Below are 20412 nucleotides of genomic sequence, written 5' to 3' on the forward strand. Positions count from 1 at the left end.
CTTTTATCTGGTAAAAGTGATTATGTTGAATTTTGTTTACTTTTGCCTGAGATGACTACAAAAGTAAAAAATCCGAAGGAATCCTTCACCATAATGAATGAGTTGGTACTGCCCAACGATACTAACACCCTTAATAACTTAATGGGTGGTAGATTATTGCACTGGATGGATATTGCGGCAGCAATATCTGCTCAAAAACACTGCAATAGAATTGTGGTTACAGCTTCTGTAGATAATGTATCATTTAAACAACCTATAAAACTTGGTGATGTAATTACGATTGAAGCTAAGGTTACGCGTTCATTTAATACTTCTGTTGAGGTTAGACTGGATGTTTGGGCAGAAAATATTCCTTCGGGAAGCAGGGTAAAATCAAATGAGGCTTACTATACTTTTGTAGCTGTTGACCAAAGTGGAAGAACTATTCCTGTTCCGGAATTAAAACCTGAGACTGAGGAAGAAATCGAATTATTTGCCGGGGCTTTAAGAAGAAGACAATTGCGTTTAATATTGAGTGGAAAGATGTTGCCAAATGACGCTATTGAGTTGAAAGCCCTTTTTTTTAAGGAGTAAACAATAACAGCGGGAATGCTGTTATTAAATAAATAGGAAAAATGACGACCTACACTACACTGATTATTTTAAGCGGCCTGGTCATCTTCTCTTATTTATTTGACCTTGTTGCCAGTAAAACTAAACTACCTTCTGTATTGCTGCTATTGCTTTTAGGAATAGGCTTGCGTGTACTTGTAGATAACCTTAAGATAGAAACCTTCGATTTTCTAAAGATCTTACCTGCACTTGGTACCGTGGGTTTGATTATGATCGTTTTTGAAGGATCACTTGAACTGAAATACGATCGGGATAAAAATAAAATCATTAAGGGTGCTTTTCTATCGGCACTTGTAATACTGATAGCCTCGGTTTCTGTGATCACTTTTATTATATACGAGATTACCGGTCGCGATCTTTATACGTGCTTTAGTAATGCAATTCCTTTTAGTGTGGTTAGCTCTGCAATAGCTATTCCATCTGCCGCAGCACTATCTAAAAAAGGGAAAGAGTTTATCATTTATGAATCTTCTTTTTCTGATATTCTGGGGATCATACTCTTTAATTTCGCAATATCTAATCCTCATATCTCTACTTCTTCATTTACGGGCTTAGGACTAAATACGATACTGATAGTTATCCTATCTGCTATTTCCTGTATCGTTTTGCTTTATGTAATGGGAAAGATATCGCATCACATAAAGTTTTTCCTGATCATCTCTATACTGATAATGGTGTATGCCATTGGGCAGTCATACCACTTATCGGCTCTTGTCTTAATACTCTCTTTCGGTTTGTTTTTAAACAATGCAGACACCATCAAGTACGCCTGGTTTAGAAGTATTTTTATTTACAAGAATCTATCTAACGATTTAACACAACTACGTCAGTTATCTGCTGAAAGTGCATTTATTTTAAGAACGTTTTTCTTTGTAATATTCGGATTTACAATGAACATTTATCAGCTTAATGATCAAATTGTTCTTGTAAATGGGTTGATTATGCTTGCCTCTATCTTTGTGATCAGGTTTGCCTACCTTAAAATCTTTAGAAGAGAAAATAGTGGAGCTGAGGCTTTTATTGCGCCTAGAGGGCTGATTAGTATCCTATTGTATTTTAATTTACCTCATGCGCTTAAAATACCAGAAGTGGGGACTTCTTTCTTATTTGTTGTGGTATTAGGGTCGAGTCTGATAATGAGTATAGGCCTGCTCTTAACAAAAAAGTATGTAAGAGCAGAACCTTATTCAGGGATGCACTAGCTTCCCATCTCTAATATTTTATCAAATTCTTCGGCTTTAAGTGGCATTACAGATAACCGGCCCTGTCTAACCAATGAAACGTCTTTAAGGCTTTCTTCGGCTTTAATCTGTTCCAGACTAACAGGATTTTTAAGTGCTTCAACCGGAGCCAGATCTACTACAACCCAGTTAGGATCACTGGTAGTTGGATCCTGATAAAACTCTTTTACCACTTTTGCGATCCCAACTACATTTTTACCTTCATTACTATGGTAGAATAAAACCAGCTCTCCTTCTTTCATCTCTTTCAGGTTATTACGCGCCTGATAATTGCGCACACCATCCCAAAAGGTTCTGCCGTCTTTGTTAAATTTTTCCCAGCTGTATTTAAAAGGTTCTGACTTCACTAACCAATATTGTGTGTTCTTCATAGTTTAAAAAGTTTTTTTGATACATTCGTTGACAAAACCGCTGACAAAAATATACTTTTTATTCCTTATTTTTATATGCGATCCATCGCTTTACGCCTGGAAGCCCGCCATGGAATTGCTGCGCCAAGCATAATGACAATGGCGATCGCAATAACCAATCCGCTTCCTTTCGACGTAATGAAAGCCAGCAATAACAGTAAAACAGACATAAATAGTAAGGAAAAACTGATCATTTTCAGACCAAACACATTTTGCTTTTGGATCATCTCCTTCTCTTCATCATCGATAGTTGCGGCTGCCCGTTTTTTGTCGGCTTTATACACCAGGTAGTGTTCATAATCAGCGCTTAAACCGATCCTTCTTCTTATAAGGATCTCATAAAGCAATAACATTAAAAATGGCAGTAAAACCCCTAGTAACATTTCATTGGCTCTGGATAACTTATCCCCGTCAATTAAAGGCATAATAATTTTAAACACCAGATTCACAGAAAGAGATATCAATGTGATATAAATGGTTGCTTTTCCGGATAAGCGCTTTGAAAACAGTGACCAGATTGGTGGCAGCAATAAGGGACCACCTGTTATGGCTGCTACACTCAAAGTAAATTGAACAATACCACCTATATAGGGGACTCCCAGTGCAATCAGGATCATCAACAAGCCAAAAAACCAGGAGGAAGCACGGGCCACAAACATTAGTTTCTTATCATCGGCACCAGGATTTATAGATTCTTTGTAAATGTCGTTGGTAAAAACCGCAGATACCACATTGAGCGCCGTGTTGGCAGATGCCGAAGTGGAAAAGTACATTCCTGTCAGCATCAAGCCCAAAAGGCCCGCGGGGAGAACCTGCTTACATACCATAATGTAAGCGTTCTCTGCATCCAGTCCTGAAAGTGATGGATTAATAATTCTATATGCCATAGGCGGCAACATCCAAAGGACTGGACTTAAAATGTATAGACCGGCAAAAAGATACGCTACTTTTGAGGCGCTTTTAGGGGTATCTACACTGGTATAGCGCTGTACAAATGTCCAGTTACCTCCGATATAAAAAATATGATAGATAGCGAAGGCAAAGATGAACCCCCAGGTATACTCTCCATGAACCAGGCTAAAAAAATCGTCAGGAACTTTATCTATAAAAGCCTGCAGACCACCCACCTCCTTAAATACCAAAGGTAGAATAATAATTATCGCTGCAGTAAGCACTACAAACTGCAAAATATCTGTAACCATTACCGCCCATAAACCGCCAACAGCCGTATAAGAGATCATTAAAATCCCCAGAACAATCGTAACAGGTACTAGAGGATAACCCAATGAGGCCGAAACCAGTATAGCTACAGAATATAAAACCGAGCCCTTTATGAATAAGGATACTATTGTAAATATATAGATGTAGCTTTTCTGAACGCTACTACCCAACCTTGCCTTTATAAACTCGGCTGCTGTTAGGTTACCCGTAGCCTTCCAAAGGGGTGCCAGATAAAGCCCCGTTATTATTGCCCCAATGCACATCGTCCATTGAATGGTAATGGCCACCCATCCATGTTGATAGGCTATAGCCCCCCAGACAACAAAAGTACCTGCAGAGAAAAAACTCATAAATAACGACAGACCTCCAATGAACCACGGAACCGACTCACCACCTGCAAAAAAGGATTTCAGATTTCTTCCTGTTTTAGAAAAGCTGATTCCAACCAACATAATGAAAACAGAAAAGACTACTACAACTATGGTATCTATCATGGCTTAAATTTGATTTAATGAATAACATCTTAAAGCGAACAACGACGCCGGCACATTGGCTGATGGATGTTCCAATATAACCTTTAGCTTTTTTGTTTCTAAAGGAGAATCGAATATGACTTCATTCCGTGTGTGATAATTATCTTCCTTACGATAAACCACCCTCCCATGTTCATCCTCGATGTGATAATTCCTTACGCAAAAGGGCATTACGGTTTCAGGATGCGTCATCAGTACCGACTCCATCGGATGATCTGTATCGGTGTCAAACACAAGATCAATTTTACTAATAGATTTTTCTTCGTTCCATGACACTTCAACTGCAGGCGCCGGGTCAGCCAGATTAGCTACCCAGGCATTGGGTTGTATTGTAGGACGATCTGCCCCGTTTCTAATATGATCTTCTGTAAAGCTATGAATGGTTTGTGAGAACAACAAAGCGATGTTCTGACCTTCAGGTCTTCTTTGCGGACACCAGAACTCAAAACTCTCGACTCCAGATCCTTCAGGGGCAACCTGTTTCCCGTTATTGGAAACGGCTTTATTTACTCCATTGAATACGGAAAGCATACCGGTTATTCTTTCATTGGAATAAGCCAACTGCACTTTATCGTTGATTAAAAAACAAACAAAAACATATTGCTGCTTATCAGGAATAACCTCAAAATCAATATTTACCTCTTGTTCTCCAGGCCGCAGTTCCAATTGCTTTACAGCAAGTATGGTATCGGGTGTAAAACCACCGGGTTTGCTGCTGATCCTTAACTCTACATTTAATGTGGTTGCTGCATCAGCCTTAAGCAAAGCAGTAAAGGAGGGAAACACGGCAGGTTGAACAGGTAACATTTGTGCAGCGGCAACTGAAAGTACTTTAAATATGTAGTTTTCTCTATTAAAACCTTTAAACTCGAGATTTGAACTGGCCTGTATATGCGCATGTTGTACCAGATCTTCTTTATCCTCAAAAGCTACATCCGGAATATATTGCCCGGTTTTCAGCAATTCTTTCTGCAAAAGCGACACATAATTTTCTTGGTACAATTCGGCAGGTAGCTTTATATATTTCAAACATAACGATGCAGCTACGGCTACGGCCTGTGCAGCATAAGCACAAGTGGCCATTACCCGAGTACCACCGAAGGCCACATGGCTAACGCTAATAATGCGCCCTGCAAGGAACAGATTCTTTATATTCCTGCTGTAGAGGCATCGGTAGGGTATCTGGAAAATGCCTTTGCTGTGCCATTGATTACAAGGCGAGCGATCGCTAAATACCCCATCGGCAGGGTGAAGATCAATAGACCATCCGCCGTAGGCAACCCCATCGTTGTGCACTTTTTGTTCAATTAAATCAGATTGGGAAAGGATATAATCCCCTTCAAACCTGCGGCTTTCGCGTTTGCCAGGTATCATTCCTACCCATTCCAAAGTGAAATTCTCTGCCTCAGGGAAATTACCAGAGTTTTTGATGTAATCCCACACTCCGTAAATAACTTTCCATAATTCCCATTTGATTTGTTCTGTATCGTGCACAGTATCCATTCTGCCACCATGCTCCACCCACCACAGTTTACAGCCATGTTCCCTTGCATTAAAACTTTTATATCTTGGTATTTCTTTTTGAACATCCATTGCAAATGCTGGAGCGGTAAAGCGCACTGGTTTTCCTACATCTTTTGTATAAAAATAAAGAGAATGCCCCAGCAATTCCCCATAGCCGGCATCTGGAGCCATGGGTTCATTAAATTCTTCAGATGACTCGGCGCCCATTCTAAATGCTGCACCTGAAAGGAAGGCTACAATGCCATCTCCAGATGCGTCGCAAAATAATGGTGCGTTAATTATGTATTCTGTAGCGTTCTGACTGCAGAAAGCTTTGACGCTTTCGATCTGATCTGATTTACTTTTGTTTACTTCATAAACAGCGGTGTTTAATAACAAAGTAATATTAGCCTCCTGTTTCACTTTATCCAGAATGATCATGTCTAATATAACAGGATTCCCTTCAGGATTTCTATATGTGTTTTCTACAAGCAGCTCGTCTATTACACCCCCTTCCCTGCTCCAGCGGTTATTATTGCCCATGTGTGAAGTAGCACCCAATATCCACAATCTGACTTCACTGGATGCATTGCCCCCCAAAACAGGCCTGTCCTGTACCAGTACTACTCTTAAACCCTGTCTGGCAGCCGTTATTGCAGCGCATACACCAGACATACCACCACCAATTACGACAAAATCTGTGTTGCACTTTTCTATTTTTAAACTTCGACTTTCTTCTACCTCTTTACGTATCATTATTTTGTTTTTTAGTTATCTGCCTAATTCTGCTGCTTTGGATCTGATCAATTTTCCCTTTTTATCTGTTAATTCCAGATAAAAACGAACCGATTTATCTTTATCAACCGGCACGGTAAATTCAAATGGGTATTCATTTTTATCAATTACCTTTTCCGCTTTCCCTTTGATCTTATATATTATTCTGGCCTTCTTCCATTTTGTATCATCTTCCTGAAGAAATACAAATAGCTTTTGTGCGTACGCACCAAGCTTAAACAATAATGCTTTTGTATCTCCTTCCAGGATATGTATATAATCACTTCTTTCATCTTTTTTCACATTCAGGATTTGATCCTGAAAGCTGCTGCTGATTTTTACACCAGTGATAGCCATAACTGCAATGCCGCCAGCAGGAACAGTGATACGGAAAGACCCGCCATTTGAAAGCGAAAGCTGATCAGAAGTATATAAGCTCTGGATCCCGCTGTTGCCTGAGAAATTAACCCGGGAAGCATCTACAGCAACCTGTGTGCTTACCTGCTCCTGCGATTGGTTCATAAAAGCCAGCAGAAGGGTATCCCCTTTTTTTGCACTTATATAGTTTAAAGCTATATTATCTATACTTAATAACCGGGATGGCATCCACAGCTGCACCTCTTTAAACTGAAAGAATTTCCCTTTTTTAGCCCCGTAAAACTTATTCTGCAGATAAGCATAACCTTCTATATAGTCACTTGGAAAATCAACTCTACCCTTGCTTTTTACATAAGCATCTGAAACCAGATAATCGAGAAACATAGAAGCCATTGGCAGTATATGATTGTAATGAAAGGAGTTTACACTCTGGTCTTTATGCTCATGAAGCGGAAAATCAGCCTTTTCATAAGCTGTAGTTCTTTCGGTATTGATATGATAGCCCGGAAAACTTTCTGAACGGCCCACAATAGAAGCTTTGGCCACATTCATCAAAAAAGGATCTTTTGTATGATAGCCTATCCTTAACAACCAAGGTGCATAAGTAGACATAAAAATACCTCTGTGACCTGTTGATGTCCCTGATGATTCGGGTGTAAGTCCCATTTCAGAAAGTCGCCATGCAGGAACCTTTTCTTCGGGATAATACATCTGACGATGTCCTTTTGATTTGAGGTACCAGTACATGGGTGTTTTTCCACCTTTATTTACAGTAACCAGATTATTCGGTATTTCAGGAGTCATCCAGGTAAACAATGTATAATGCCTGGCCCCATCCTGTGCTGCTTCCAGATACCTATGCTCGCCTGTAAGTTCGTATAACTCTAAAAGAGCTGACCAGTTATTGGTAAATGTTGGCCAGAAGAAATTGGAACTAAACAGGGGATCGCCAAACTGCTTCAACCGTGTATTTACTCTTTCTTTCAGATATGTATCTGCCAGCGTCTTACTTAAATGTAAATAGGATGAATCAGATGTGAGCTTAAACATAAACATTGCATTTACCCAGTTTCGGCCTTTTTCTTCTTCATCAAGATTTCTGATCCGAGCAGTCCCGAACTCTTTTTTGGCCATTGAGGCATAAAAAGAGTTGTTCTTACCAAAAACATCAGACAAAACCTGTAATTCTGATAGTGGAGCAATAGGGCCTCTCAACTTTCTGGAGGGGGATTGAATCTTCTGATTGCTGTCAATCGCAAATAGGAATTTCTCGCGCGATAGCATAAACTCCATTAAAGGATATGCCCTTTTATCAAACATTTCCTTATCATCCCTTACAATAGACAATTCAAGCGGATTCAAGCTTGAAACATTTTTCACTGCCCCTGGCACATCCGTAGCGTAAGCAAAACCTTTTAAGCTATCAATAAACCAGGCGTAGCGGGTCCTCGAATAATCAATCAAGTTATCCAGGGTTGTATTCATAGAAACAGTAGCATTAGTCCGGTAATCCTTAAATCCAAATACCGTGGTTGCAATTTGCTCATATGTTTTAGTGACGCTCAATGGTTCAACAACAAGGTCCATTGAAAATTCAAAGGAATGACCTGCCGTCATCTGAGAATTCTTACCTCCTGGCATTGGCGCAAAAACCTGGGGTTGTAATTGTGATTTATTATTTAGCAGGGCAATACCAAACTGGCTGTTGTTTAGCAGTGGTAAAGGTTGAAAAGGTAAATACCTGGAACCTGCCAGTACGCCTATTGAATTGTATCCGTCATTCACCAGTGTAGTGGGTATTGTTGCCATAAACGATGGCGTAAGGTAGGGTTCCTGGGGAATCCGCTTTTCTGTCCAGATCAGTGGTTGCCATAGTTCATCAACATGATCACTTTCAAAAGATGGTGCCCCGATGTATCCCACACTATAAAAGCCGTCCTTTCTAGGTGTAAACAAAAATTCCATTCTGGGATAAGGCAGACTGCCTTTAATTATCCATGCTTTTAGCCTAAACATGGCATTTTCAGGAAAGATAAAGCAGATGGAATCTCCGACACTTACCGTTTTAATTGCAGTAAGAAAATGTGTTGTTCCTGAATTGTAAACATTGGCGGTTCTGTCTTGCTTCGCACTTCTCAATATTTTGTCGTCAAATCCATCTCCGGCGACACTGGCACTAACAGACTGCTGATGATAATCAGCAAGGCTACTATCAGATGTTTTCCAGGTGGGAATATTGTAGGCAGCTTTTTTTAATCCAGATGGTTTTAATGCCAGCTCAGGATCCTTTTGGTTGCAGATCACTACAAAATCAGGCTTAAACAGGTAAGTTTTACCTTTTGAGATCATTTTAAATCCCTCACTGTCCATTACCCTTTGCCCATTCACCTGCAGACACAAACAACAAGCAATTGAAAAGCAAATGAATTTAATATACTTAGTTATCTTACTTCTTACTATTTTCATAAAACACTGTTTATCTCTTGATTTCAAATGGTCTAACTCCCATAGGGGGGGGTGATTCATTTCATTAATGTCCCTCTTAATAAGATCCGCCCTAAGTAGATCACTGTCTGATTGTATTTTTCAGGATGCTTAACTATGTCCGCTCTCTTATCCTCCGGGAGTATCATGAGTTTATCAGCCTTCCGGCCGGACAAGATTATCTTGACCAAATGGCTGCCCCGAGGTATTTGAATTACATCAAACTGACCCCGGTAACGGTCATTACAATAGCTATTGAACCGGTTCAATACATCCGTAGTAGTTGTATCGCCTGCCAGGTAATAAGTAAAGTTTTCTTCTTTTTGTCTGTTTAGTTTTATTGGTTTTCCGTCTATAATCCACTCCAATTGCCCGACCTCCGGTCCGCCAATATCAAACACCCCCAGCATATCTCCCTTAAAACGAAAACTAAACGTGGCTCCGGGCTTGCTTGCTGTAAGTACATTAGAAAACCAAGGACTGAATTTTTTAAGGTTTGTATTGGTACCTGTTGCCATCGGCTGCCAGCCGTTCTCCAGAACCTGAAAAACTGATGGATCTACCATCGTTGCCTTGTCCCATGCATCGGTAATTAAAGGCTTTGGCAATCCCTTCTTTTTTAAGTGCTTTACTACCTCTATTTTTTTGAAGGCACGGGCAATGGCTGCCGCATAGAGGTTTCCTCCTGCTGTTGTTGGATGGATTCCATCTTCAGAAAACAAAATTTGCTCCTTGTCAGCCCGGTTCCCTTTCCAGATCAGCTTCCCTTCTGCTTCCAGATTTGCTGCTTCTATGCCTAAATTCACAGCAGGCAGGTGGTAGTATGCGGCAATCTGCTCAAGCCCTTTAATATTTGGTGGCAGCTCGTTTTTTTGATAAAAGGCAGTTTGTCCGTTTAAAATGGTATACAGCAAACAAATAGCTGTATTGGGATTCTTCTTGATGGTTTGACGGATCATCCCCTCCATTGCCGCGGCATAAGCACCGTTAACGGCAAATTCTATAAAAATAAGATCGGGTTGGTGATTGAGTACCTGCTCCCCGAGCCTAAATGCACCCAGCTCCGTTCCAGTACCGGATACACCTGCGTTGATCCATTGAAAGCGAGCCCGAGGATAAGTCTGCTCCAGGTACCGGGCTGTTTGAAGTCGGTAGCCAAAATTTGCCTGAGTGATGCTGCCTCCGATAAAAGCGACCACTACCTTTTTACCCTGATTTACTTTTTCAAAGAAGCCAGAAAGGCCTGCCCTCACATTACATTCCAGCTCGCTATTAAAATTACCCGGTTCAATTAAAGGGATATTAAAATCGGAAATATTAAAAGAAATAGATGAAGCGCCTGCCTGAGAGGCCGCAATTTTATCATTATCGAGCCTGGTTTGAGAAAATACGGTAGCAGACATCAATAAAGCTGTTCCCAGCAATGATGTTAGCCTAATACATAGCCTGGTTTTCTGATGCATTTTTTTTAAAATTTACTTGTATTTAAATGTGTAAACCTGCAGGGCATAAGGCGCTATTTTGATTTTATCTCCGGAAGAAAAAGAAATCCGCCCGCCCGATGCAGAAAAGCATTCTACAGTTTTTGGATCCAGGCTGTGCCCAGGAATAAAACGGGATGGATCAATCTGAAGAGCACCCTCCTGTGTTTCGTCATCATTGTTCAATACAAACAGGTAAAACACTTTATCCTGTTTATTTACAGCACATACATAGTCCATATTGGGGTTGCTTAATGAAACCAGTTTTTCCATTAATGTCAAATCTCCCTGCTTATCAAATATTTTTCCCTGCCGAAATCCAAATGTTTTGTGAGGGCCAACTTTAGGTGTAATAAAGCCTGAAGGAAAATCAATCCGGCCCTGCGAACGCAATGAAAGTTCTGCCATCAGGTAATCGGTGATCCATCCTACCTGCCACCATGCATGATGAGGAAAAGGCCCTGCGCCCTTGTTCATAGCGTTCCAATAATAAGATGCCACCCCTGTGGCCGGGTCTACAAAAGCATCCTTACTCAAAGCTGCAGTTCTTGCCATTTTAAGGTACAGGGAGTCTTTTGTCAGTTGAAATAACCTTACAAACATACCGGCATGACTTGCAAGTAATATAGGGCCACTGCTATTGGCAGATCCTAAAATCCCCCCATGTTCAAAACTTAGTCCCACCTGGCTAAGCTGCCAGTCCTCAAGTTGTCTCGACCCGCTTTTTTTGATTTTCCGGTCTGGAATAGGATGAGAATAGATGGAGGTTGTGTAGAACTGTGCAGTTTTAATAGCAGCCTGTTTAAATCTTGCTTCCTTTGTAATCTCATACAGGTCAAGCATGGCCTGGGCACTTTGTCCCGTTGCAAAATCAGGTGCAAACCTGGCATCGCCGCAAACACCTAAAAAGTACCCTTTCTCTATGGCGTTTTTAATGTACCAGTCTGCTGCTTTCACGGCCGCGTCCAAATATTTTTTATCCCCGAGGATCTGGTATGCAACCAGCAGTCCGTAAAAAGTAGGCCTGTAATCTTTCAGGTCCTCAAACATAGGTTTTTGTGTATTGTTGTTATAAGCTACTTCCCAATAACCTTCCGATTTCATTTTAGTAAGTAGCCAGTCGGCCGCCAAACGTATTCCTCCTTTAAGCTGCTGATTATCTGGCTCAAATAAACATACATTCCCCATGTCTAGCAGCATATAATAAGTGGTTGCTATCGGCTCTGTATAGTCGCCCCATTCTTCAGTGAAACGTTTGGAATTGTAAAGGAAATATTGACCTGCGGCAGCTCCTTTAAAGAACCCCTCAGTTGTATTTTGCTGTGCCAGTTTAAAATTCAATGCATCTTTAAGGCGTTTCTGAACAAGAACCTGGTCCTTTGTTATATTGGCCAGCATCCACATGGCTCCATAATCTGCATTTTTTACGGCATCCTTTTCCGATCCATATACGCCCCCCAAATATTCCTGGGCACCAATGGTGCGACCCTGATAATCAAAGGTCCGCCATCGGGAAGTGCTATCTTTTTTAACATAGTCTAGAAGCTGTTCCAAACGATCAGATAAAGACTCGCTGGTTTGTTTTAAATGCAATAGCTCATCGAAGCGGTAAACATCATTCACCACATGCTGATATACCTGGTACCAGTTTGATGTCTTGATTGTATATCTGAAATCAAACGAAATACTTTCTCCTTTTTTTAAAAATGATTTTTTCTGCCCCAGAACCGGATGATACAAGGTTGGGCTCAGTTGTTCCTGACGATTGATAAGCGACAGACCAAGCAGCCATTGAGACTGGGTAGATTTATCATATTCCCATGGGTCTCGGGCTGTCCCGGGCTCCGCTGTTACCGCCAGTGTAATCCCTTCTTTATTGGTGAGTATGGCCGTAAGTGCCGCAGCTGTTCTTTCCCTTACTACGACAGGTCTGTCCGGAATTCCGTGGCCGTAAGCATAGGCATCAGTAAAATCGCTGTTGATTGTGCTACCCTGGAAAACCCCTGGGATACAGCCCCATTCAAACCGATTTTTGTCGTTTACGCTAAGTGCCGGGCTCGCTATTGAATAATACCCATCCTTATCGGCTGTTAACCGGATAGAAACCAGAAGATCATTTTTGTAAACAGGATCTAGTTGCCAAGTCGCTTCAACAGTAGCAACATCTGTTTTTTGGTGAAACACGAACGTATTACCTACCTTTTTATACTGTTGAGGATAAAATAAAATGGATCGACCTTCTTTATTTAAAGAAACCGCAGACGTATTTGCTTTCCAGGTAGGGATGATATAGCGGTATTCCGGTTCAGGAAACTGGATTTCCCTCCCGTTCTTGTCCTTAGCTTCCGAATCCATCTTAGGTTGGTCTGTACTGTAAAGCAGGGTATATTGACCCAAAGTACCAGACAATGAGCGCCATCCGTTTTGACCTTTTACCGACAGCTGCTTTATTTTATATCCATTGCCGGTATCTTCCCAATTCAGACGGATTACATTATTTGTCAATGCGGTATTGGGAGCCGGTTGGCTATGGCTGCTGTTCGCAAATGCAAGCAGCAGCAGCATAATTATATAGTTCAATTTCATTGAGTAATATTTAATTCTATTTCCTTTACAACTGTAGCTGATTGCTCTAAATTGGCGTTAGTTGCTACAAATGCAACTCTATATACACCTGGTGTGGTGTATACTCTGCTATAATCTGTTAGTTTCTGGGAAATATTCTTGATGGGTTCACCGATATCCGGCAAGGCACTATTGGGATTGAATTGCTTGGTTATCACCCAGTCATCATCAAGATCGGTATTATTCCTTACTGTAAGCAACTGGGCGGATGTAATACTCCAATTGGTTGCAGGGCCACTAAAATTAAAGGCAGTCCAACCTGCAGTAGCCATATTGGCCAGCACAATTTCTTCTCCCTCCGGGTTGGTACTCTTAAGATCAAAGGAACGAATTACCCAACGGTTTTGCTCTGCCTCAGACATTACAATACTGGTCTTATAGACCAAAGCCAGCGCTAAACTTTTATTACGGCTAGCAAAACTATCGAGGTTGATATTTCCAGAGGGTGTTTGGTCCAGACCAGAAGAAAACACAGCATTATCTGTAATGTCTTCCCAGGTGGCCGATTTTACACTTTCGGCTTCATATTTTCCATTAAAATCAGTCGACACATAAAGCTTTATCACTGATTTATCAATGGGCATGAGTCCAAACTGAGCAAAGCTTTTAAAATTGAGCGAGATGGAATTCCCCTCCACAACAGTTCTTTTTCTGAACTCATATTTACGCCCCGCCTGACCCGACCAGAACACAATATTATCGGGTTTACCTTTAAAAATAAACCTAACCGGCTCTCCGACCTTATAGTTGGATTTTTCCAGCTCAACAGAAAAATCACCTTGTGGGGACAACTCATAGGTCTTCTGGCAGGAAGCCAGGAAAAATAATATGACAGATGCAATTAATAGCTTATTCATCTTATACGATTTTGTTGTTACCATCCTGAATTTTGTTTGATATTAGGGTTAACAGCGAGTTCACTGTTAGGAATAGGAAATAGCACAGCCCGGTCTGTTACTCGCTGTGCCTGTGCGATAGCCGCGTCTTTTAAAGCCACCGGCATACTGGCCTGGTACTCCCTGACCTGGGTCTGCATAACAGACGGATAAACTCCCCATCTTACGAGATCATGTTTCCGAAGACCTTCGAAAGCAAGTTCACGCAACCGCTCATTCCTGATCAGATCCAGAAAGTCTTGCTGCGATAAACCGACAGTAGCATCTGCCTGCACATCTGGCATCAGCAGATCTTTTCCGTACCCTCTTCTCCTCACCATATTGATGGCTTTGTAAGCATCTGTAGAGGGGCCATTATTGATATAATTGTCAGCCTCTGCAAACATCAGCAATATATCGGCATACCTTAACAACGGCCAGTTTGTACTGGTATAGTTTTGATTTCTTGGTAAAAGAAGTTCATACTCGCGCCTCCATTTTCCGTTGCTCCGTTCGTATATCTGGTCTGCTGCCCAATTGGTCTGCACTGCCGTTTGTCCTGTAGTTACATACCTGTAAGGCGCAACGGTCCAGTCTCTCCTCTGGTCACCATCCGCATAAGCGTTATAGAGTTTGGCAGTAGCATGAACATAATCATACCCATAGCCTATTTCAATATTTCCACAAGTGATACCGTTATAACTACCAATCATACCGCCCTCCTGTATTTCACCCTGGTTCACTCCTTTAAACTCTACTTCCCACAAATTCTCCCTCGTATCAAAAAATTCCTTAACGTGGTTAATGTAAATCTGTTTGAAATCAGGATTCAGATCGTGTAATCCAGATTGCATTACCTTGCTGGCATAGCTTCTCGCATCAGCGTATTTTTCAACATCTTTTAATGGGAATCCTGCCATGGTTAGATAAACCCTTGCCAATATTCCCTGCACTGTTGTTTTTGTAATACGGGTGTTATAGCCATAATCAGAAACTGACTTTACCAGGCCTTCTGCCTGTTTCATATCAGTAACGATATATTCGTAAATATCCTTTATCGGAGTTCCAGGAAGAGGTTCTTCCTCAGGCGTTTTGGTAGATTTAAGTTTTAAGGGAACCGGCCCAAATTCATCCGTGAGCAAAAAGTAATAGTAAGCCCTTAGAAATAATGCCTGCCCCTTTATTTCATTGCGTTTTGCTTCACTCACTTGAAGTGCCTTATCTATGTTATCCAGAAGCATATTTGCCCTTTCAATACCTGTGTAAAGCGCTTCCCAATGCCTGTTAAGCTCCAGGGTAGAAGCATCAACAATATTAGCATTCATTCCGGATGTCTGATTTTTCATAAAGAATTCGTCGCTGAAGACCATGTAACAGGCCATTCCCTGCGCATAAACCCGATTATCCCCCATGCGGTCGTACACTCCGGCCAATGCCGATTCAAGTTCCTTTTCTGTATTGTAATAATTTACTGGTGACACAAAATCACGAGGGGTTGTTTCCAGTATCTTTTTGCAGGAAGTGCCCACCACTGCCAGCATTATAGCGATATAAATTAAAGTCGTTTTCATTGTAAAAACATTTATCGTTAAAAAGTTAGGTTCATGCCAAGGGTGATGGTGCGTGCCCTTGGATACGCGCTCCAGTCGAAGCCAGGTGTAAGTGCCGAATGTCGTACTGAAACCTCAGGGTCCATACCGGAATAGTTAGTCCAGGTTCCCAGGTTTTGTGCCGAGACATGAATCCGGGCCGATTGTATTTTCAGTTTTTTCATCAATTCTGAAGAAAGATTATATCCAAGTGAAACTGTCTTTAAGCGAAGAAAAGACCCGTCCTCAATATTCCTGCTCGAGAACACATTCGGTCCATACCCCCCAGCCACCGGCAATATGCTGTTCTGATTATCAAATGACCACCTGTTTTCGTAGGTTTTAAACATATTCAGACTTGGCCTTGCCTCGGCACCTTCCAAAACAATACGGTTCGCATTTAAAAGATCATTTCCATACGACCATTGTAAAAAAACGTTTAGGTCAAATTGTCCGTATCGGAAATTATTGGAAAAGCCTCCGATGTGCTTAGGATTAGGGTTTCCGATGATAGTCTGATCGTTTGCATCTACCACTCCATCTCCATTAATGTCTTTGTATTTGATGAACCCTGGCTTAATGACCGACCGGGCACTACCATTATTAGGAACCTCTGGCTTCAGCTCATAGCCACCATTAGACAATACATTAAAATCACTTAAGGGATACAGTCCATCGAAAACATAGCCATAGAACAAGGCTACCTGGCGTCCTGGTAGTGCAATGTAGGGCAAGGAGTTGTTAAAATTGGCGTTCCAGTTTGTAACACGTGTAATCAAGCTCGGTTGATCTCCATTCAGCTCTTCGATCTTATTAATGTTGAATGCAATGTTGAAATTGGATGTCCAGTTAAACCTTTTTGTATTAACGTTAACCGTATTAAGGGTAAACTCAAGTCCCTTATTCACAACAACACCTATGTTTTTATACGCATTCAGGTATCCCGTTGATGTTGCCAATGAGGCGTTCAGCAATAAATCCGTGGTTCTTTTATAATAATAATCTGTTGTTACACTCAACCGTTCATTGAACAAACTAAAATCCAACCCCAGATCCAGGTTACCCGTACGCTCCCATTTAAGGTTATCATTTCCCACCATAACAGGCACTGTTCCTTTAATATATACTCCATTAAAATAGTAGCCACTTCTGGTATTCCCCGTGTTAGCCCCCACTTCCTGGTCTAAAACACTCAGGTAAGCAAAATCTGAAACCCGGTTATTTCCAGTTATGCCGTATGACAGTCTTAGCTTGGCAGCAGAAACAGCCTTAATGTTCTTTAGAAACTTTTCTTCCCCTATGTTCCATGCAAATGCTCCGGAAGGGAAATATCCCCATCTATTTTTTGGAGCAAACTTTGAAGATCCATCACTGCGAAAAGATGCGGTAAACAGATACCGGGAATTGAAAGTATAATTAATACGGCCAAGAAACGACACCAATGTTGCATAAGAACCTGACATGTTTTTTGAAAGTACAGTTCCCTGATCAAGCCCTCTGATACCCAGTACTTCGTTGGGAAGTAAAATAGATACATAGCCATCCCCCTCGCTACTACTTCTCTGCATGGTAAACCCTCCGACTACATCAAGGCGATGCTTTTCATTAAATGTTCTATTAAAGGTAAGCAGGTTTTCGTTCAGCAGGTCACGGGTATTCAGGTTATCAATTGAACCATTAATCCCGTAAGTTGCCCCGTAAACGGTACGCGGATTTCCGGCTGCCGTTTTAGAGTTGTTGAAACGTTCAAATGTCAAACGGGTGTCTGTCATACCGCCATTTATCCTGAATTTGAAATATTTCAGAAAAGAATATTCTATAAAAGCATTTGTAAATAATGACTTATTAAAAGCGCCCATATACATATTATTGGAGTTTACCACAGGATTTATCCTTAAATCTGTATTAGAAGCGACATCATCATCAAAAGGCTGATCAATGAAATCATCTTCATCTCCTTTTCCTGTTACTGGGCGGTAACCCCATGTACTGTACATAAGGTATGAACTGGCATTTCCCGCAGAACTGCTGTTAAGATTATCGCTGGTCAAGTTAGCAATCTGGCCTTTTTTAACCCCGTAGGTATAATTTGTATTTAGACCAACCTTGAAATTTTCACCAACGCGCTGATCGATCTGAAAACGGCCCTGATATCGTGTATAGCCCCCATTAATAACTATTCCAGCCTGATCGGTGTACGAGCCGCTAACCGAGTATTTTGTAGCTGCCGTTCCTCCCCTTAAAGAGAAATTATGGTTTTGCATAAAGGCATTCTGCAATACATGGTCCTGCCAGTTCACACCTTTTTCATCCTTGTAAGTGTCCAGGGTTTTTCCATCCTGTAAATACAGGCGTTCAGCGCTTGTTTTATTAAGCTCCAGCTGATATTTAACAAACTCATAAGCGCTCATCACCTCCATCTGTTTTGCCGGGTATTGATAGCCCAACCAGTTGTTGTACGCTACTACAGGTGGCCCCGCTTTGCCCTGTTTAGTTTTGATAATAATTACTCCATTAGCTCCCCTTGCCCCATAAATAGCTGTAGAGGATGCATCTTTTAGTACTTCTATGGATTCAATATCATCGGGGTTAATAGTATTGTTATCTGGATTTTCCAAGGGGAACCCATCAATCACATACAATGGTGAATTTGATTGGGTAATGGAATTCCCTCCCCGAATGGTGATATTGCTAACACTTCCTGGCTGCCCATCACTAGAACCTACCTGCACACCAGCTACCCTGCCTGCCAAAGCATCCTCAAAAGAGACCACTGGTGCTTTTTCTACATCTTTCATATTGACAGAACCGACTGCACCGGTAACATCTTTTCGTTTTACTTCGCCATAACCAATAATCACCACATCATTCAAGGCCTGGGAACTGGGATCCAGCTGGATTTTATACTGGTTTTGACTGGTTATAACAACTGTTTTGCTAGTATAGCCAATCATGGAGACTACCAGCATGTCACTTTCCTTGGTATTGGAAAAACTAAAGCGGCCCTGAGCATCTGTTATACCAGAAACAGTCTTTCCCTGAATGATCACTTTCGCGCTCTGCAGAGGCTTCCCGTTTTCGTCGATAACAGTCCCGGTAATGGTTTTTACCGTTTGGGCCAGACTGGCCAACGGAATACCCAGAACCAATAACATCGTAAAGAGTAGGTTTGGTTTCATATTCATCATTTATATTTGGTTGCTTTCATTCGGCAGATCTTAATAAATCTTCCGTTTATTTTTTTTAAATGAACCGAAAAAGCGCTTCACGCTTTATCCGCATCATTGTTCTTAGTAAAAATCCCAGCCTCCTTTTCTTTCTGGAATTACACACACATCCTGCAAACAGAGCAGCTAGACAAACACCCACACAATTAAAAATAAACATCTTTACGTTTCAAGTCTGGTCTGGACTGGTTTACTAATCAAATATAATATATTTTATTTCTATTAATAAAATAAAAAATCATAAAAGTGACTCAGGAACTCAAAATAGGCATTTATTGAAATTTGAAGGGTAGGCTGGTTTGGTTTGTATGGTCTATTAACTACATTTGCATAAATAATTATCCTATGATACCTGAAAACATTCAAAAAGGCTCTCAAGGCAAAATGAAATATCAGCAGCTTGCTGATCACATTATGTCGTTGATTGAAATTGATCAGCTTAATATCGGAGATCAACTTCCTTCTCTCAAACAGCTGCAACAGCAATTAAAAATGAGTAAAGAGACATTACTAAAAGGGCTTAATGAACTTGTTGAAAGAGGTATTGTAGAATCTGTTTACAGGAAGGGCTATTACGTACGTAGAACGACTACCGATCACTCCTTCCGTGTTTTTTTGCTACTAGATAAAATGAATATTCTGCGTGAGCAGTTTTATCGGACTCTTTTTAATCAACTGGAAGCGCGGGCTGATATAGACATTTACTTTCACCATCATAATTACCAGGTATTCGAAAAATTGATCAAAGAAAACCTGGGAACATATACACATTATGTTATTGCAACTTTTTTAAAAGAGGATGTCGCTCCCCTTCTGAATTTAATTCCGGATAAAAAAAGAATAATTATTGATTTAAACGAACAGGGCTTATCTGGTAATTACAGCAGTATATACCAGGATTACGGTTATGACATTTATAATAGCCTTCATAAACTAAAGGATGAATTGAAAAAATACGATCGCCTGATACTGGTTGCCCATCCGGAAGCTGTACATGCCGGACTAGTAATTGAAGGATTTTTGCATTACTGCACAGAAATTGAGCACCCTTACCTGATACAATCTGAAATTGATGAAAAGTCTTTCCAAAAAGGCAATGCATACGTAACCTTTAGCAGATATGACACCGATGATGTCATGCTAATTAAGCTGGCCCGAAAAAAGAAACTTAAACTAGGTAAAGACATTGGCCTTATCTCTTACAATGATACACTTGTGAAAGAAGTCCTTGAAGAAGGCATTACTGTCATTTCAACTGATTTTGAGGCAATGGGCAAAACTGTTGCCCAGGCTATTTTGGAAGAAAAAATCATTACTAAAAGGAATCCCACGAAAGTTATCAAGAGACATTCGCTTTAGTTGTTAATGAAAAAACACCTCTAAACATATATAAAGGTGTTTTTTTTATCAAAAAGACTGGGTAGCATTTCACTAACCAGTGATTAGAAAGTATGCGGCT

The 20412-nt window shown here is 40.8% G+C and carries 12 protein-coding genes; 3 read left to right on the plus strand and 9 right to left on the minus strand.

Annotated elements, in window-relative coordinates:
• Positions 1-51: 51 nt before the first annotated feature.
• On the plus strand, positions 52-573 hold the full coding sequence (locus tag AC6CH7_RS08095; RefSeq protein ID WP_498262192.1) for an acyl-CoA thioesterase: 522 nt from the start codon (positions 52-54) through the stop codon (positions 571-573).
• Positions 574-614: 41 nt separating this feature from the next.
• A complete protein-coding gene (locus AC6CH7_RS08100; protein ID WP_498262193.1) occupies positions 615-1814 on the plus strand; it encodes a cation:proton antiporter in 1200 nt (399 codons plus the stop codon).
• Here the strand turns inward: AC6CH7_RS08100 and AC6CH7_RS08105 are convergent.
• The 9 genes from AC6CH7_RS08105 to AC6CH7_RS08145 all read right to left on the minus strand — a co-directional run bounded on the left by AC6CH7_RS08105 (position 1811) and on the right by AC6CH7_RS08145 (position 18905).
• Positions 1811-2224 (minus strand): EVE domain-containing protein, encoded by a 414-nt coding sequence (locus AC6CH7_RS08105; protein ID WP_498262194.1) that lies wholly within the window; start codon positions 2222-2224, stop codon positions 1811-1813. The genes AC6CH7_RS08100 and AC6CH7_RS08105 overlap by 4 nt on opposite strands.
• 71 nt (positions 2225-2295) lie before the next feature.
• Positions 2296-3978, minus strand: coding sequence for a sodium:solute symporter family protein (locus tag AC6CH7_RS08110; protein ID WP_498262195.1), 1683 nt, complete (start codon positions 3976-3978; stop codon positions 2296-2298).
• 3 nt (positions 3979-3981) lie between these two features.
• Positions 3982-6276 carry an FAD-dependent oxidoreductase gene (locus AC6CH7_RS08115; protein ID WP_498262196.1) on the minus strand — a complete coding sequence of 765 codons (2295 nt, stop codon included), beginning with the start codon at positions 6274-6276 and terminating at the stop codon, positions 3982-3984.
• Between the two features lie 15 nt (positions 6277-6291).
• Positions 6292-9138: a hypothetical protein gene (locus AC6CH7_RS08120; protein WP_498262197.1), complete on the minus strand. Its 2847-nt coding sequence runs from the start codon at positions 9136-9138 to the stop codon at positions 6292-6294.
• A gap of 56 nt (positions 9139-9194) precedes the next feature.
• The gene (locus AC6CH7_RS08125) at positions 9195-10619 is read right to left on the minus strand and encodes an SGNH/GDSL hydrolase family protein (RefSeq protein WP_498262198.1); all 1425 of its coding nucleotides are present in this window, start codon (positions 10617-10619) and stop codon (positions 9195-9197) included.
• Positions 10620-10631: 12 nt separating this feature from the next.
• Positions 10632-13223 (minus strand): glycerophosphoryl diester phosphodiesterase, encoded by a 2592-nt coding sequence (locus AC6CH7_RS08130; protein ID WP_498262199.1) that lies wholly within the window; start codon positions 13221-13223, stop codon positions 10632-10634.
• Positions 13220-14119, minus strand: coding sequence for a DUF5017 domain-containing protein (locus tag AC6CH7_RS08135; protein WP_498262200.1), 900 nt, complete (start codon positions 14117-14119; stop codon positions 13220-13222). The genes AC6CH7_RS08130 and AC6CH7_RS08135 overlap by 4 nt, the downstream gene beginning before the upstream one ends.
• Before the next feature lie 17 nt (positions 14120-14136).
• Positions 14137-15708, minus strand: a complete 1572-nt coding sequence (locus AC6CH7_RS08140; protein WP_498262201.1) for a RagB/SusD family nutrient uptake outer membrane protein — start codon at positions 15706-15708, stop codon at positions 14137-14139.
• Positions 15709-15725: 17 nt separating this feature from the next.
• Positions 15726-18905: a SusC/RagA family TonB-linked outer membrane protein gene (locus AC6CH7_RS08145; RefSeq protein ID WP_498262202.1), complete on the minus strand. Its 3180-nt coding sequence runs from the start codon at positions 18903-18905 to the stop codon at positions 15726-15728.
• A gap of 393 nt (positions 18906-19298) precedes the next feature.
• On the opposite strand from AC6CH7_RS08145, the gene AC6CH7_RS08150 reads away from it, so the two are divergent.
• Positions 19299-20312, plus strand: coding sequence for a GntR family transcriptional regulator (locus AC6CH7_RS08150; protein WP_498262203.1), 1014 nt, complete (start codon positions 19299-19301; stop codon positions 20310-20312).
• Positions 20313-20412: the final 100 nt, after the last annotated feature.

The sequence above is a fragment of the Pedobacter sp. GQ55 genome, from assembly GCF_059758925.1.

Coding starts and splice junctions, on each gene's coding strand:
- AC6CH7_RS08095 (WP_498262192.1), top strand. CDS start 52: ATGACTACAAAAGTAAAAAATCCGAAGGAATCCTTCACCATAATGAAT.
- AC6CH7_RS08100 (WP_498262193.1), top strand. CDS start 615: ATGACGACCTACACTACACTGATTATTTTAAGCGGCCTGGTCATCTTC.
- AC6CH7_RS08105 (WP_498262194.1), bottom strand. CDS start 2,224: ATGAAGAACACACAATATTGGTTAGTGAAGTCAGAACCTTTTAAATAC.
- AC6CH7_RS08110 (WP_498262195.1), bottom strand. CDS start 3,978: ATGATAGATACCATAGTTGTAGTAGTCTTTTCTGTTTTCATTATGTTG.
- AC6CH7_RS08115 (WP_498262196.1), bottom strand. CDS start 6,276: ATGATACGTAAAGAGGTAGAAGAAAGTCGAAGTTTAAAAATAGAAAAG.
- AC6CH7_RS08120 (WP_498262197.1), bottom strand. CDS start 9,138: ATGAAAATAGTAAGAAGTAAGATAACTAAGTATATTAAATTCATTTGC.
- AC6CH7_RS08125 (WP_498262198.1), bottom strand. CDS start 10,619: ATGCATCAGAAAACCAGGCTATGTATTAGGCTAACATCATTGCTGGGA.
- AC6CH7_RS08130 (WP_498262199.1), bottom strand. CDS start 13,223: ATGAAATTGAACTATATAATTATGCTGCTGCTGCTTGCATTTGCGAAC.
- AC6CH7_RS08135 (WP_498262200.1), bottom strand. CDS start 14,119: ATGAATAAGCTATTAATTGCATCTGTCATATTATTTTTCCTGGCTTCC.
- AC6CH7_RS08140 (WP_498262201.1), bottom strand. CDS start 15,708: ATGAAAACGACTTTAATTTATATCGCTATAATGCTGGCAGTGGTGGGC.
- AC6CH7_RS08145 (WP_498262202.1), bottom strand. CDS start 18,905: ATGAAACCAAACCTACTCTTTACGATGTTATTGGTTCTGGGTATTCCG.
- AC6CH7_RS08150 (WP_498262203.1), top strand. CDS start 19,299: ATGATACCTGAAAACATTCAAAAAGGCTCTCAAGGCAAAATGAAATAT.